The organism is Stenotrophomonas sp. LGBM10, from assembly GCF_046736075.1.
GTDB lineage: Bacteria > Pseudomonadota > Gammaproteobacteria > Xanthomonadales > Xanthomonadaceae > Stenotrophomonas.
In genome coordinates this window covers 1955006-1969064 of the sequence record NZ_CP177163.1, presented here as the reverse complement: position 1 = coordinate 1969064, position 14059 = coordinate 1955006, and the positions used below count along the sequence as shown (strand labels likewise).

Here is a 14059-nt window from a genome sequence, read left to right as displayed (position 1 = left end):
CGGGAACTAAAGATTTCGTTAATTTTAGTACTCGCGAGTACACCAAACCAGTATTTGTCGGAGAAATGTCGTAGGCGGGCGTGGAACAGTTCGTCACGCAGAATCGGACAAAGGTGTCTCAATTCGACTAATGTCGTTATGAATCAGACGGTTGCGATTTCCGTTGATTGGGCGATGCGTCCCAGGAACGGCAGCAGTGCGTCGCGCAGCTGGTCCAGGCCCGGCTGCTCGATGGGGAAATGCCCGCACTGCTCCAGCAGCACCCGCTGGCGGGGCGCGGCCAGACGCGCGTAGAAGCGGTCGCTGATCCGCACGGGCGTCCAGGCGTCGCGGTCCGGATGCACCATCAGCACCGGGCAGCGATCGAACTGCTCGGGCTCGCGCGCCGGGGCGGTGTCGAACAGGGAGGCCAGCAGGCCCAGCGGCACGCGGTTGCCGCCCCCGAGCGGGTCGCTGCAGACCAGGGCGGCCAGCGCGGGATCGCGGGACATGCGGTCCATGTGGGTGAACCAGCGCACCGGTATCCGCAGGCCGCGGGTGACCCGGCTCAACGGGCGCAGCGCCGGCAGCAGCGCCCGCATCCACGGGCGCCGCACCAGTGCGGCCTGCACCTCACGGTCGCGGGGGTCGGCCAGGGTGGTGGCGACCAGGCCGCGCACATGGGGCGACTCGGCCGCCACCAGGTAGGCCAGGTAGCCGCCGATGCTGGCGCCCAGCAGCACCACGGGGCGCGGGCGTTGCGCATGTTCGGCCTCGATCAGCGCCAGCAGCGTGCGCTTCCATGCGGCGTAGTCCACCTGCGTCCAGTGTCCACGGCTGAGGCCATAGCCGGGCAGGTCGGGGGCCAGCACTTCGTGGCCGGCCACGGCCAGGCGCTGGGCCAGCGGCGCGAACATCCGCCCATAGCCGCCCGCACCATGAATCAGGACGACGGTCAGCCCGGCATCGGCGGGTCCATGCCGATCCAGCCACAGCGGCCCGGCCGGACCCTCGACGCGGACGGCGCAGGGTGCCTGCGCGCCCGGCACCGGGTCGAAAAAGCGCTCGTAGGCCTGGCTCAGGGACGGATACGGATCGGCGGCGGCAGCGTGGGACATCGGCCTAGTCTAGGCCTCCGTTTGCCGCCGGCACGCTGAACCTGAGCCGCTGCCCGCTTGACCCCGACGCGGGTGCTGCGGACCATACGCTGTTATCGCGACATTGGCGGCCGCCCCTCCCCGGCACGTCCCCGCCCCCTGCCGCCCTGCCGGTGCCGGTTTCTCCCGTGCATCGTCCCCCCGTTCCAGGTCCGGCCCTGCCGGAGGAAGACTGATGATCAAAATCGTGCTGGCAGTGCTGTTCGTCGCCTGCGTGCTGTACATCCATTACCGCGGCAAGGTGCGTGCGCGCTGGTCGCGCCAGCTGCTGGACCACTCCAGCTTCATGGCCCCGATCAACGTGATCATGTACATGTTCTCCAAGGTGCCGACCACGCCGTTCCTGGACCCGGGCAAGGCGTTCCCGCAGCTCGAACCGCTGCGCGAGAACTGGCAGATGATCCGCGACGAAGCGCTGGCCCTGCGCGATGCGGACAAGATCGCCGCGTCGAGCACGTTCAACGATGCCGGCTTCAATTCGTTCTTCCGCCGTGGCTGGAAGCGCTTCTACCTGAAGTGGTATGGCCCGTCGCACCCGTCTGCGAGGACGCTGTGCCCGAAGACCACCGCGCTGCTGGAGTCGTTGCCGGACGTGCGCGCGGCGATGTTCGCCCAGCTGCCGTCGGGCAGCGAGCTGCGCCCGCACCGCGATCCCTTCGCCGGCTCGCTGCGCCTGCACCTCGGCCTGGCCACGCCGAACGATGACGCCTGCTACATCGAAGTGGACGGCATCAGGAAGAGCTGGCGCGACGGCGAGTGGATGATGTTCGATGAAACCTACATCCACCACGCGCACAACGAGACCCCGGACGACCGGGTGATCCTGTTCTGCGACATCGCCCGCCCGCTGCGCTTCGGCCTGCCGGGCCTGTTCAACCGTGCGGTGGCGTCCACGCTGCTGGCCGGTGGCGCCTCGCCGAACCTGCCGGGCGATCCCACCGGTGGCGTCAACAAGGCCTTTGGCGGCGTTTACAAGGTGCGCCTGAAGGCCAAGGCGCTGCGCGAGCGCAGCGTAGTGGCCTACCAGGTGATCAAGTGGGGCCTGGTGGTGGCGGTGATTGCCGGGATCTGGGCGATCTGAGGCCTTGGGGTGCCGGCCAGCGGCCGGCACTACCGGAATACGAAAAACCCGCGCTGTTGCCAGCGCGGGTTTTTTGTTGGACCACAGGCCCCCCGGTAGAGCCGACCGTTGGTCGGCTGGCCGCGCGCAGCGCGGCAACCATCGGCATCGGCGTCTAACGCATCAGCCCTTCAGGGCAGACGCCACGAAGGGCGGGGTGACCAGCACGCCGGTGTGCAGCGCGGCGGTGTAGTACAGGGTGTCGAACGACTTGGACGCCGAGTCGGCCTGGCGGAAGTCGAAGCTGCTCTGGCCCTTGCGCGCCAGGGTCACGCTCCACCAGCCGGTGGGGTAGCACGGCTGCGGGAACGGCAGGGTCTTGAACGAACCGAAGCCGGCCTTGCCCATCTCGGTGCGCATTTCGTTGATCAGGTCCAGCTGCATCAGCGGCGACTCGGACTGCTGCACCAGGATGCCGTCGTCCTTGAGCGCCTTGAAGCAGCTCTCGTAGAAGGCCTTGTTGAACAGGCCTTCGCCCGGGCCGACCGGATCGGTGGAATCAACGATCACCACGTCCACGCTGCCGGCCGGGCAGTTGGCCATGTAGGCCACGCCGTCATCGAACATCAGCTCGGCGCGCGGGTCATCGTTGGACTCGCACAGTTCCGGGAAGTGCTTGCGGGCCATCACGGTGACCTGCTCGTCGATGTCGCACTGGGTCACGCTCTCCACGCCCGGGTGCTTGAGCACCTCGCGCAGGGTGCCGCAGTCGCCGCCGCCGATGATCACCACGCGCTTGGGCGCGGCGTGGGTGAACAGCACCGGGTGGCTGATCATCTCGTGATAGAAGAAGTTGTCCTTGCTGGTCAGCATGATGGCGCCATCGATGGTCATCAGGTTGCCCCAGTCGGTGGTCGCGAAGATCTCGATCTTCTGGAACGGCGACTGCACTTCGTCCAGCTTGCCGGTCAGGCGGTAGCCGATGGCCGAGCCGGTGCGCTCGAAGTGCTCGATGTACCAGTTGTTGTTGTCAGTCATGGAGAAACGGTCCTGTTCGGGGGTGTTGGAGCCGGGCGGGCGGCGGGGGCCGCGTGGCACTAGCCACATCCGGACGGGTCGGCCTGTTCAGGTTCTGACCTGGGCACGGGCGCGGGCGCGCATGATAACGGAGCTGTCGCCATATAGGCGTTATCATGCACCCCCTTTTTTACCAACCAGGCCCACTGAAATGACCGATTGGTCCCTCGACCAAGCCCGCAAGACCTACTCGATTCCGCATTGGGCGGATGGCTACTTCGACGTGGATCAGGCAGGACACATGGTGGTGAGACCGACTGGCCAGGACGGCCCGGTGGTGTCCTTGCCGAAGATTGTGGACGCCGCCCGCGAGGCCGGCGCCAAGCTGCCGCTGCTGGTGCGCTTCCCGGACATCCTGGGCCAGCGCCTGGGCAAGCTGCAGGCCGCCTTCGCGCAGGCCCAGGCCGACTGGGAATACCCGGGCGGCTATACGGCCGTGTACCCGATCAAGGTCAACCAGCACCGTGGCGTGGCCGGCACCCTGGCCAGCCACCACGGCGAGGGCTTCGGCCTGGAAGCGGGCAGCAAGCCGGAACTGATGGCCGTGCTGGCGCTGTCGCGCCCGGGCGGGCTGATCGTGTGCAACGGCTACAAGGACCGCGAGTACATCCGCCTGGCCCTGATCGGGCGCAAGCTGGGCCTGCAGACCTTCATCGTGATCGAGAAGCCGTCCGAGCTGAAGCTGGTGCTGGAGGAATCCAAGGCGCTGGACGTCAAGCCGGGCCTGGGCGTGCGCATGCGGCTGGCCTCGCTGGGCGCCGGCAAGTGGCAGAACAGCGGTGGCGACAAGGCCAAGTTCGGCCTGTCCCCGCGCCAGCTGCTGGACCTGTGGAAGTCGCTGCGCGACACCGAATACGCCGACTGCCTGAGCCTGCTGCATTTCCATATGGGCTCGCAGATCTCCAACGTGCGCGACATCGCCAACGGCATGCGCGAAGCCACCCGTTACTTCGTCGAGCTGTCGCGCCTGGGCGCGAAGATCACCCACGTCGATGTGGGCGGTGGCCTGGGCGTGGATTACGAAGGCACCCGCTCGCGCAGCTTCTGCTCGATCAACTATGGCCTGGATTCCTATGCCAGCAACATCGTGCAGCCGCTGGCCAATGCCTGCGAAGAACACGGCCTGACCCCGCCGCGCATCGTCACCGAGTGCGGCCGCGCGATGACGGCGCACCACGCGGTGCTGATCGCCAACGTGTCCGAGGTTGAGGAGGCGCAGGAAGGCCGCGTGCCGGACCAGCACGACGATGAGCCGGCGGCGATCCGCCACCTGCGCGAGATTCACGAGGAACTCGACCAGCGCCCGGCCGTGGAGCTGTTCCAGGAAGCCCAGCATTTCCATGCCGAAGGCCTGTCCAGCTATGCGCTGGGCCAGATCGACCTGCCGCAGCGCGCGCGCATCGACGACCTGTTCTATGCCATCGCCCATGCCGTGCGTGCGCGGCTGAGCTATGACGAGAAGAGCCATCGTCCCGCGCTGGACGAGCTGAACGAGCGCCTGGTCGACAAGTACTTCGTCAACTTCAGCGTGTTCGAGTCCATCCCCGATGCCTGGGCGATCGACCAGGTGTTCCCGATCGTGCCGATCGAGCGCCTGAACGAGCAGCCGTCGCGTCGCGGCATCATCGCCGACATGACCTGCGATTCGGACGGCATGGTCAAGACCTATGTCGAGAACGAGAGCCTGGACAGCTCGTTGCCGCTGCACGCGATGAACGCCGGCGAGAGCTATCGCATCGGCTTCTTCATGGTCGGCGCGTACCAGGAAATCCTGGGCGACATCCACAACCTGTTCGGCGACACCGACGCGGTGGAAGTGCTGGCCGATGCCGACGGCTATGCGATCACCCAGCAGCGCCGCGGCGACACCACCGATGTGATGCTGGATTACGTGGGCTACAGCCTGGCCGATCTGCGCGCGAGCTATGCCGAGCGCGTGGCGGCGGCCAAGCTGTCGCCGGAACGTGCCCAGGAGCTGTCGGCGGCGCTGGAGGCGGGCCTGACCGGCTACACCTACCTGTCCGACGAGCCGCTGGTCTGATCGGCGCGGTCGACCGCACCTTGATGCGTGGCGCGGCGGCGCGATGAGCAGCCGCGCCATCATTCACCTGCTGCTGCATGCCGCGGTGCCGGCGCTGCTGGCGTGGCTGTTCTGGCGCAAGCGGTTCGCGTCGGCATGGCTGTTGCTGCTGCTGGGCTGGATCATCGACCTGGACCACCTGCTGGCCGACCCGATCTACGCGCCCAACCGCTGCAGCATCGGCTTCCATCCGCTGCACACCGCGCCGGCCATCGCCGTGTATTCCGGGCTGTGCGTGCCGAAGAAGACCCGGCTGTTCGGCATCGGGTTGATCGTGCATATCGTGCTGGATGCCATCGACTGCTGGTGGATGCACGCGGGCAGATGAGGGGGATTCCCCCGTACCCCGTGGATCACCCTGCGGGCAGCGTCAACGTTGCGCGCAGGCCGGGGTGTCCATTGCGCAGCACCAGCGTACCGCCGTAGCTCTCGGCGATATCGGCCACGATCGCCAGGCCCAGCCCGCTGCCGGGCGCACGCTCGTCCAGGCGAACGCCCCGGCCGAGCGCACGTTCCAGGTCGTCCTCGGGCAGGCCGCTGCCATCGTCGATCACGTCGATGCGCACGCAGGGGCCGACATGGGCCACCGTCACCTCGACCCGATGCGCGGTCCATTTGCCGGCGTTGTCGAGCAGGTTGCCAAGCATCTCTTCCAGGTCCTCGCGCGCACCGGCGAAGGTGCCGTGGGCATCCGGATCGTAGTGGAAGGACACCTCGCGGCCGACATGCACGCGCTGCATCAGCCCGCACAGGCTGGCCACCACCGGCGCCACCGGTGTGCGCTGCTGGCTGTCCGCGCCGATGCCGGCGGCCAGGTAGCGCTCGATGCTGGCCTGCATGCGCGCGGTTTCGCTGCGCAGGGTCTGCCGCCAGTCGCTGCCATCGCCCTCGGCTTCAGTGGCAAGCACGGTCAACGGGGTCTTCAGCGCGTGGGCAAGGTCCTCGGCGCTGCGGCGCGCGCGCAGCACCATGCGCGCATGGTGGTCGAGCAGATCGTTGAGCTGCGCTGCCAGCGGGGCAACCTCCTTGACCAGGCCCTGTTGTGGAAAGCGCACCTGCTCGCCGTTGCGCACCTGCCCGGCGATGCGGCCGAGCTCGGCCAGCGGGCGCAGGCCGTAGTGCACCTGGGTGACCAGCACGGCGAACCACAGCGCGATCAGCACCGCCAACGCCAACGCGGTGCGCTGGCGGAACGCGCTGACCTGGGCGTCGAGATCGCTGCGGTCGGTGGCCACCACCACCTGCAGCGGCATTGCCATGCGCGGCAGCGTCACCTGCTGCGCGAGGGCGCGCAATGGCTGCTGCAACGGACCGGTGGTGTCGTACGCCTGCGCCGGCCCGGTCCGCAGCGTGGCCGGCGTCAGCAGGGTTTCGTCCCATAGCGAACGCGACTGCCCCAGCGGCAGGCCCTTGGCGTCCTGCACCTGCCAGTAGGTGCCGGAGAACACGCGCTGGTAGCGCTCATCCGACAGTGCCCGGCGCAGCTGCAGGCCGCCCTGCGCGTCGCTCTCGGCCAGTGCCAGCACCGCGATCAGTTCGTTGCCCAGGCGCTGGTCCATTGCCGCGCGGGCCGAGCGCTCGAACATCGCGCCCAGCCACCAGGTGGCTACCGCCGAGACCAGGATCAGCCCCAGTCCTCCGGCGAGCAGCAGCCGCGTGCGCAGCGACCCGGTGGTCATGGTGCGGCCGACAGCCGGAAACCCTGCCCGCGGTGGGTATGGATCAGTTCGGTGCCGAGCTTGCGACGGATCCGCCCGATCAGCACGTCCAGCGTGTTCGAGTCCGGATCGAAGCCGGCCTCGTAGACGTGTTCTCCCAGCCGCGACCGGCTGATCACGATGTCCGGGTGATGCATGAAGTAGCTGAGGATGCGCTGCTCCTGCGGACTGAGGTGCAGCAGCTCGCCATCCAGCTCGAAGCGGCCGGCATTGACGTCCAGCAGCAGCGGCCCGCACTGCAGGCGCGGGCTGGCGTGGCCGGCGCTGCGCCGGATCAGCGCGCGCAGGCGCAGCAGCAGCTCCTCGGGCTGGAAGGGTTTGGTCAGGTAGTCGTCGGCCCCGGCATCGAAGCCGGCCAGCTTGTCGTGCCAGCGCGCCCGTGCGGTCAGAACCAGCACCGGAAACCCCTGGCCGGCCTGGCGCCAGCGCTCGATCACGCTCAGGCCATCAAGGCCGGGCAGGCCCAGATCGACCACCGCCGCGGCGATGTCCTCGATCTGGCCCAGCGCTTCCACGTCCCGACCGTCTGCGCTGTGCAGCACCACGTAGCCGGCGTCCTCCAGCAGGCTCTGCAGGCGGCTGGCAAGCAGGGCGTCGTCCTCGGCGAGCAGGATCCGCATCAGTCTTCTTCCATCTTCAGCAGGCGACCGCTGCGCGCATCATAGTCGAGCTCCATCACCACGCCGTTGGCGCCGAGGATCTCGATCTCGTAGCGGTCATCGTCCAGCTCCACTTCCACCAGCTTGCCCGGATAGCGGCGCAGCGCGTCGGCCACGACCTGCTCCAGCGGTACATAGCGGCCCTGGCGCACCGCCTGGCGCACCGCGTCCTGCTGGCGTGCGCCGCCGTCGAGCACCCGCGCCGGGTCCTGCGGGGCGATACCAAGCAACAGCGGCAGCAGCAGTGACACGGCAGACATGGCCAATCATCGTGGAGGGATGCGTACGGTATACGGTGCGTGTCTAAACGTTGTCTAACAACCGGCCTCATGGTGCGGTTAGGTGCGCTTGCCAGACTGGCGGTGCCGGAATCACCCGGCTACCCCTGGAGCACCCCCATGAACCTTCCGATGCTGACCGCCGTGCTGACCGCGGCCCTGTTCTCCGCCCCGGCCTTCGCTGCCGACCTGTCCGCTGCCGAGGTGCAGGCCAAGCTGCGTGCGGCCGGCTACACCCAGGTACATGAGCTGGACCGCGAGGACGGCGTGTGGGAAGCCGACGTCACCCGTGCCGACGGCACCATCGATGAAGTGATCGTCGACCCGTCCAATGGCGAGATCTTCGATGCCCGCAGCGGTCGCACCGTGCTGGATGCCGGGCAGATCCTCGCGCTGGCCGGCAAGGCCGGTTTCCAGAAGATCGAATCGTTCGAGCGCGAGGGCGCGACCTGGACGCTGGAAGCCCGCAATGCACGCAACCAGCGCGTGGACGTGCGCATGAGCGGCTACGACGGCCGCGTGCTGTCGAGCCGTCGCGATGGCTGGTGGGACTGACCGCGCGCGGCGGAAACGACAACGGCCGGGTTGCCCCGGCCGTGGATGTGGATGCGGCCGGCCGGCTTACCAGCCGATCGGCGGCGGGTCCCAGTAGCCCGGGCCACGCCCGTAGCCATACCCGCCATACGGGCCACCGCCGTACGGGCCGAAGAAGCCCGGCCCCTTGCCTTCGCTGACCTGGATGTTGACGTTGACCCCGCGGGTCCTGCCTTCATCGTCGGTGTAGTTCTTGCTGAGGTTGAGTTCGGCGGCGTTGAAGTGGGTGTTGCCGTAGTTCTTGGCGTAGCCGATGCCGGTGGTGAAGCTGCCGTTGACCCGCAGCTTGTCGTCGGTGACGTGGGCGATGCCGTTGCCGGCACGCTCGCTGACCCCGCGGCCGCTCTTGTCGCCATAGAAGGTGCCCGGCGGATCGCCGCGCAGCGACGGATCGCCCAGGTACTGCAACGGCTGGTCGGGGATGGTCAGGTCCAGGCCGGTGGCCGACTGCGGGCCGGTGGCGCCTGCAGCGGACTGGGCCAACGCCACGCCGGGCATGGACAGGCACAGCAGCAGGGGAAGCAGGCGGATCATGGGAAGCTCCGGGGCAGACAGGCGGGACGGCCGACAGCGCTGACGCTAGCAGCCATTGTTTGAATGATGCCTGTCATGCCGCCAGTTGCAAGGGGAACTCAGCCGAGCCGCTCGAAACCGAACAGGGCCGCCAGGGGATGCCGCCGTCGCTCGATCCGGGCGCGCAGCAGCCCGGCACCGATCATCGAGTAGGTAATGCCATTGCCGCCGTAGGCCATCGCGAACTGGACCCGCGGCCCCCACTGCGGGTGGGGACCGAAGTAGGGCAGCCCGTCTGCGGTCTCGGCGAACGTGCCGGCCCAGGAGAACGCCGGCTGCAGCGGCAGGTGCGGGAACAGCCGGGCCACCTGCTTGAGCAGGGTGCCGGCCTTGGCGACCACACGGCGGTCGCGGCGGGCCGGGATGTCCACCGCATCGTCCTCGCCACCCACCAGCAGACGGTGGTCACCGGTGGTGCGCATGTACAGGTACGGGCGGGCGGATTCCCAGACCATCGTGTCGCGCAGCGGGCCCAGCAGGGCCGGATCGATCGGGTCGGTGATGAAGGCGTAGCTGCTGCGGTTGCGCGCCACCGACGCGTCCAGCCAACGCTGGCCGGCATAGCCGGTGGCGAGCACCACGTGCCCGCAGCGGATGCGCACGCCATCCACAGTGCGCGCGTCGACGCCGCGCGAGGTGGGCACCAGCGTGTCGAGCACGGTGCGGTCATGCACCGCACATCCCCGCTGCTGCAGGCGGGCGAGCAGCCGGTAGGTGAGCCGATAGGGGTCGACGCGCGCGGCAAGCCGGCTCAGGATCGCGCCCGGGGCCTGGATGCCGAACCCGTCCGCCACGGCGGCCGCATCCAGCCAGCGCACGTCGAAGCCGTGCCGCAGGCGCAGCGCATATTCCTCCTGCAGTACCGCCCGATGGCGCCGCTTGCTGGCGTAGTACAGGCTGTGCATCGCGTGGCTGTCCACGTCGCGGAAGGCGGCGGCCACCGCGCGCAGCGCGGGAATGGCGTCGGCGCAGGCCTGGTAGGCCTGCACGCCCGCGCGCTCGCCGTAGCGGCGGGCGAGGTCGATCAGGTGGGTGTCGATCTCGTACTGCAGCAGCGCCGTGCTGGCCGCCGTGCTGCCCCACCCGATATCGCGCTGTTCGATCACCGCCACGTCGTGGCCGTGCGCACACAGTTCATCGGCAATCAGCGCGCCGCTGATGCCGCCGCCGACCACCAGTACGTCGCAGCGCAGGTCCTCACGCAGCGGGGGGAAGGCATGCATCAGGCCGTTGCGGACGGCCCAGAACGGATACCCGCTTTTCAGGTCCATGCGCTCAGGCCGTGGGGTGGCCGGTGTGCGGCGTCTGGATCAGGTCGGTGAGGTCGAAGCCCTGCTGCCGCGCGTAGGCCAGGTAATGGTCCTGCACGGTGCGGTCCAGCGTGGGGGTGCGCGCGAGCAGCCAGAGGAACTTGCGGTCCGGGCTGCCGACCAGCGAGACGCTGTAGTCCGGCGCGATCTGGATCACCCAGTAGTCCCCCTTGGTGAACGGCAACCAGCGCAGGCCCTTGGGCAGGAAGCTGACGGCCAGCCGCGCGCTGTCGTTGCCGGTGACGGACGCCTCGCCCATCGCTTCTTCGACCTCGCCGTCCATGCGGCAGCGGTTGACCACCTGTACGTTGCCGTTGTCCTGCAGCGTGTAGTGCGCGGAAACATCGGTACACCCCTCTGGCTCGTGCCGCATCGGCAGCCGCACGATTTCGTACCAGGTGCCCAGATAGCGGGGCAGTTTCAGGTTGGGCACGGTCTTGAGGTCGTCAGTGGTGTTCATCGCGGCCAGGGCAGGGAAGAGGCCCCTCACGATGCCCACGCCGCCGCCACGGGCGGGTGAAGCCCGGGCGAGGAGGACGTCGAGACACTGCGTTGTTGCGATGGGGTGCTGCGGTCATGGACGCGGCGCTATGCTGTCGGTCGACCACAGCGAGGGACATGCGGATGTATCAGGTGATTCTGCTGACGAGCGAAACCGGCTTCGTACGCGACCGTTGGGAAACGGTGGACGACGTGATCGACCACCAGGGCATCAGCTATTCCCTGCGCGCCGGGCCGCGCCAGCCGCTGCCCACCGACCATGCCTGGGACCCGATCGCGGTATACGCGCCCGAAGAGATCACCGAAGAGGAATTCCAGGACTGGTATGCCCGTCTGCAGCCGCAGGTGGAAGAGCTCCGGCTGAAGTACTGAGCCGCGCACACCCGGTCTGAACGGGGCCGGGTTTATAGTTCGCGCAGGCGCGGTGGTCCGCGCGAAGCCCGTGGTGCGCCGGTTTGTCTTCCCGTTTCCCTTCTTTCCTGTCGCGGCCGCTGGCCTGGTTGATGCTGCTGGCCTGGCTGGGGATGGCGCCGCTGGCGCTGGCCCAGAACGACGATCCGGCCGAGGCCGATCCCATCGCGCAGCTGGCGCAGGCCGACAAGGACCTCAAGCAGATCCAGGCCTCGCTGGACGACGGCGATACCCTGGATACGCTCAAGACGCTGTCCGACCGCGCCCTGGCGGTGCAGCGCGATGCGAAGGCGGCGCGCGACGCGCTGGACCCGCAGCTGAAGCAGGTTGAAGGACGGCTGGCGCAGCTGGGCGAGGTGCCCGAAGGGGCGACCGAAGCACGCGACATCGCGCAGCAGCGCAAGGCCATGACCCAGCAGCGGGCCGACATCGCCTCGGCCATCGCGCGGGCCAACCTGCTCGCCGACAATGCCAAACAGCTGAGCGCGGATATCGAGAAAATGCGCGTGACGCAGTTCAGCGAGGAACTGGCGCGCAAGGTCAATTCGCCGCTGTCGCCCTCGTTGTGGCGACAGTTCGCCACCCATGTGCCGGCCGACATCCACCGCCTGGTGCTGCTGTACCGGCAGGGCGAAAACACCGCACGCAAGGCCATCGCCGAACATGGCTGGGGAGCGCCGCTGACCGGGCTGGTGCTGGCGCTGGTGATGTTCTTCCCGCTGCGCCTGTGGCTGCGCGCGCTGGGCCGCCGCTATGCAGCGTCCGAACGCGCCCCGGATGGCCGCCTGCGCCGGTCCGGGCTGGCCGTGTGGCTGCTGGCGGTGGGAACGTTGCTGCCGGGGTTCGCGGCGGTCGTGCTGGTTGCCTCGCTCGACTCGATCGGCGCGATTCCGCCCCGGCTGCAGCAGTTGGCACTGCACTTCCAGGTGGCCACCTTCGTCGCCGCCTTCATCACGGCGCTGAGCGCGTGCCTGCTGGTGCCCAAGCGGCCTTCATGGCGGCTGCTGGCGCTCGATGACAGCGCCGCCTGGCGGCTGCGCAAGTACGCCTGGGGCGCGGCGGGGCTGACCTTCATCGGCATCCTGCTGGTGGAGATCAACCGCGCCTCGCGCACCAGCGAGATCACCACCGTTGCGGTCGACGGGCTGGTTGCCATCACGTACATGGGGCTGATCATCGCCATCCTGGTGTCGCTGGCGCGGCTGCACCGCCGCCAGGCCGCCGAGGCCGCTGCCAAGCTTGAGGCGCAGGACAGCGATGGCAAGGCCAAGGCCGATGGCAAGGCCAAGGGCGTGCCGCGCAGGAGCGGCTGGATCGTCCTGGCACGCGTGGCCGGGCATGTGGTGGTGGCTGCGGCCGTCATCGCGACCCTGCTGGGCTACCTCAACTTCGCGCTGTTCGTGGCCCAGCAGCTGGTCTGGGGTGCAGTGGTGCTGCTGGCGGCCTCGCTGCTGCTCAAGTTCGCCGATGACCTGGCCACCACGGCGCTGTCGCCCAGCAGCCGGGTGGGGCAGAGCATCGTGCTGACCACCGGGCTGAGCGAGGCACGGATCGAACAGGCCGGGGTGCTGCTGTCGGCGGTACTGCGCATCGGGGTGATCCTGCTGGCGGTGCTGGCGCTCGCCGTGCCATTCGGCAACCTCAACGCGTTCTACGGCGGGCTGGATACGCTGTCGGGCGGGTTGAAGATCGGCGAAACCACGCTCAAGCCGAGCAGCGTGGTGTATGCGCTGCTGGTGTTCCTGGTGGTATGGGCGGTCATGCAGGCGTTCCAGCGCTGGCTCACCGAAACCTACCTGCCGAAGACCGAACTGGATGCCGGCGCGCGCAACTCCATCAGCACCGTCACCCGCTACCTGGGCATCATCGCTGCCGTGCTGTGGGGCCTGACCGCGCTGGGCATCGGTTTCGAGAAGCTGGCGCTGGTGGTCAGCGCGCTGTCGGTGGGTATCGGCTTTGGCCTGCAGGCGATCACCCAGAACTTCGTCTCCGGCCTGATCCTGCTGGCCGAGCGGCCGGTGAAGATCGGTGACTGGGTCAAACTGGGCGATCAGGAAGGCGACATCAAGCGGATCAGCGTGCGCTCGACCGAAATCCAGGTCGGCGACAAATCCACCCTGATCGTGCCCAACTCGGAACTGATCACCAAGACCATCCGCAACATGACGATGGGCAATGCGCAGGGGCGCATCCAGATCCAGTTCTCGGTGCCGCTGAGCACCGATGTGGCTGCGGTACGCCAGATCCTGCTGGATGCCTATGCCGCGCATGTGGCGGTGCTGGCCGATCCGGCGCCGTCGGTGTTCATCGATTCGATCGCCAACGGCCAGATCGCGATCAACAGCTTCGCCTACGTATCCGGCCCGCGCGCCGTGTACGGGGTGCGCAGCGACCTGTACTTCAACATGCTGCAGAGCTTCGCCGCCGCCGGCATCGCCCTGTCCTCGCCGACCGACATCCACCTGGTACGCGATCCGTAATGCCAACCTCTGGCCGGCAACCCGACACCCCAGGCATCCACCCCGGTAATGCCGGCCGCTGGCCGGCAACCCGATAGCCCCTGCATCCGCACGGTAGTGCCGGCCGCTGGCCGGCAACCCGATAACCCCTGCATCCGCACGGTAGTGCCGGCCGCTGGCCGGCAACCCGATAGCCCCTGCGT

The 14059-nt window shown here is 68.2% G+C and carries 14 protein-coding genes; 6 read left to right on the top strand and 8 right to left on the bottom strand.

Features of this window, described 5'->3' with window-relative positions:
- Positions 1 to 143: 143 nt before the first annotated feature.
- Positions 144 to 1097, bottom strand: coding sequence for an alpha/beta hydrolase (locus ACLB90_RS08320; RefSeq protein ID WP_411852467.1), 954 nt, complete (start codon positions 1095 to 1097; stop codon positions 144 to 146).
- Positions 1098 to 1311: 214 nt separating this feature from the next.
- Here ACLB90_RS08320 and ACLB90_RS08315 point away from each other — a divergent pair, with 214 nt between their 5' ends.
- Entirely contained in the window at positions 1312 to 2217 is a 906-nt protein-coding gene (locus ACLB90_RS08315; RefSeq protein WP_411852466.1) for an aspartyl/asparaginyl beta-hydroxylase domain-containing protein, read from the top strand.
- Between the two features lie 162 nt (positions 2218 to 2379).
- Here the strand turns inward: ACLB90_RS08315 and speE are convergent, their stop codons facing one another.
- A complete protein-coding gene (speE, locus tag ACLB90_RS08310; RefSeq protein WP_411852465.1) occupies positions 2380 to 3234 on the bottom strand; it encodes a polyamine aminopropyltransferase in 855 nt (284 codons plus the stop codon).
- Between the two features lie 190 nt (positions 3235 to 3424).
- Here speE and speA point away from each other — a divergent pair, with 190 nt between their 5' ends.
- Together speA and ACLB90_RS08300 are read left to right on the top strand one after the other, a co-directional pair.
- The gene (gene speA / locus ACLB90_RS08305; protein WP_411852464.1) at positions 3425 to 5314 is read left to right on the top strand and encodes an arginine decarboxylase; all 1890 of its coding nucleotides are present in this window, start codon (positions 3425 to 3427) and stop codon (positions 5312 to 5314) included.
- Between the two features lie 43 nt (positions 5315 to 5357).
- Entirely contained in the window at positions 5358 to 5681 is a 324-nt protein-coding gene (locus tag ACLB90_RS08300; protein ID WP_411852463.1) for a DUF6122 family protein, read from the top strand.
- Positions 5682 to 5706: 25 nt separating this feature from the next.
- Here ACLB90_RS08300 and ACLB90_RS08295 read toward each other — a convergent pair whose 3' ends face one another.
- Genes ACLB90_RS08295 through ACLB90_RS08285 form a run of 3 tightly spaced genes read right to left on the bottom strand, consistent with a single transcriptional unit; the run spans position 5707 to position 7990 of the window.
- A complete protein-coding gene (locus tag ACLB90_RS08295) occupies positions 5707 to 7032 on the bottom strand; it encodes a sensor histidine kinase (RefSeq protein ID WP_411852462.1) in 1326 nt (441 codons plus the stop codon).
- Positions 7029 to 7691, bottom strand: coding sequence for a response regulator transcription factor (locus ACLB90_RS08290; RefSeq protein WP_411852461.1), 663 nt, complete (start codon positions 7689 to 7691; stop codon positions 7029 to 7031). Before ACLB90_RS08290 ends, ACLB90_RS08295 begins: the two co-directional genes overlap by 4 nt.
- The gene (locus ACLB90_RS08285; protein ID WP_411852460.1) at positions 7691 to 7990 is read right to left on the bottom strand and encodes a PepSY domain-containing protein; all 300 of its coding nucleotides are present in this window, start codon (positions 7988 to 7990) and stop codon (positions 7691 to 7693) included. Before ACLB90_RS08285 ends, ACLB90_RS08290 begins: the two co-directional genes overlap by 1 nt.
- Before the next feature lie 138 nt (positions 7991 to 8128).
- Here ACLB90_RS08285 and ACLB90_RS08280 point away from each other — a divergent pair, with 138 nt between their 5' ends.
- Positions 8129 to 8563, top strand: coding sequence for a PepSY domain-containing protein (locus ACLB90_RS08280; RefSeq protein ID WP_411852459.1), 435 nt, complete (start codon positions 8129 to 8131; stop codon positions 8561 to 8563).
- A 66-nt stretch (positions 8564 to 8629) separates the two neighbouring features.
- Here the strand turns inward: ACLB90_RS08280 and ACLB90_RS08275 are convergent, their stop codons facing one another.
- The 3 genes from ACLB90_RS08275 to ACLB90_RS08265 all read right to left on the bottom strand — a co-directional run bounded on the left by ACLB90_RS08275 (position 8630) and on the right by ACLB90_RS08265 (position 10945).
- Positions 8630 to 9136, bottom strand: coding sequence for a hypothetical protein (locus ACLB90_RS08275; protein WP_411852458.1), 507 nt, complete (start codon positions 9134 to 9136; stop codon positions 8630 to 8632).
- Positions 9137 to 9234: 98 nt separating this feature from the next.
- On the bottom strand, positions 9235 to 10446 hold the full coding sequence (locus tag ACLB90_RS08270) for an NAD(P)/FAD-dependent oxidoreductase (RefSeq protein WP_411852457.1): 1212 nt from the start codon (positions 10444 to 10446) through the stop codon (positions 9235 to 9237).
- Positions 10447 to 10450: 4 nt separating this feature from the next.
- Positions 10451 to 10945 carry a lipocalin family protein gene (locus ACLB90_RS08265; protein ID WP_411852456.1) on the bottom strand — a complete coding sequence of 165 codons (495 nt, stop codon included), beginning with the start codon at positions 10943 to 10945 and terminating at the stop codon, positions 10451 to 10453.
- Positions 10946 to 11109: 164 nt separating this feature from the next.
- On the opposite strand from ACLB90_RS08265, the gene ACLB90_RS08260 reads away from it, so the two are divergent.
- Positions 11110 to 11358 carry a hypothetical protein gene (locus tag ACLB90_RS08260; protein ID WP_411852455.1) on the top strand — a complete coding sequence of 83 codons (249 nt, stop codon included), beginning with the start codon at positions 11110 to 11112 and terminating at the stop codon, positions 11356 to 11358.
- A 131-nt stretch (positions 11359 to 11489) separates the two neighbouring features.
- Entirely contained in the window at positions 11490 to 13877 is a 2388-nt protein-coding gene (locus ACLB90_RS08255; protein ID WP_411852726.1) for a DUF3772 domain-containing protein, read from the top strand.
- Positions 13878 to 14059: the final 182 nt, after the last annotated feature.

Coding starts and splice junctions, on each gene's coding strand:
- ACLB90_RS08270 (WP_411852457.1), bottom strand. CDS start 10,446: ATGGACCTGAAAAGCGGGTATCCGTTCTGGGCCGTCCGCAACGGCCTG.
- ACLB90_RS08295 (WP_411852462.1), bottom strand. CDS start 7,032: ATGACCACCGGGTCGCTGCGCACGCGGCTGCTGCTCGCCGGAGGACTG.
- ACLB90_RS08320 (WP_411852467.1), bottom strand. CDS start 1,097: ATGTCCCACGCTGCCGCCGCCGATCCGTATCCGTCCCTGAGCCAGGCC.
- ACLB90_RS08280 (WP_411852459.1), top strand. CDS start 8,129: ATGAACCTTCCGATGCTGACCGCCGTGCTGACCGCGGCCCTGTTCTCC.
- ACLB90_RS08275 (WP_411852458.1), bottom strand. CDS start 9,136: ATGATCCGCCTGCTTCCCCTGCTGCTGTGCCTGTCCATGCCCGGCGTG.
- ACLB90_RS08255 (WP_411852726.1), top strand. CDS start 11,490: ATGCTGCTGGCCTGGCTGGGGATGGCGCCGCTGGCGCTGGCCCAGAAC.
- ACLB90_RS08315 (WP_411852466.1), top strand. CDS start 1,312: ATGATCAAAATCGTGCTGGCAGTGCTGTTCGTCGCCTGCGTGCTGTAC.
- ACLB90_RS08260 (WP_411852455.1), top strand. CDS start 11,110: ATGTATCAGGTGATTCTGCTGACGAGCGAAACCGGCTTCGTACGCGAC.
- ACLB90_RS08265 (WP_411852456.1), bottom strand. CDS start 10,945: ATGAACACCACTGACGACCTCAAGACCGTGCCCAACCTGAAACTGCCC.
- ACLB90_RS08300 (WP_411852463.1), top strand. CDS start 5,358: ATGAGCAGCCGCGCCATCATTCACCTGCTGCTGCATGCCGCGGTGCCG.
- ACLB90_RS08285 (WP_411852460.1), bottom strand. CDS start 7,990: ATGTCTGCCGTGTCACTGCTGCTGCCGCTGTTGCTTGGTATCGCCCCG.
- ACLB90_RS08290 (WP_411852461.1), bottom strand. CDS start 7,691: ATGCGGATCCTGCTCGCCGAGGACGACGCCCTGCTTGCCAGCCGCCTG.
- speA (WP_411852464.1), top strand. CDS start 3,425: ATGACCGATTGGTCCCTCGACCAAGCCCGCAAGACCTACTCGATTCCG.
- speE (WP_411852465.1), bottom strand. CDS start 3,234: ATGACTGACAACAACAACTGGTACATCGAGCACTTCGAGCGCACCGGC.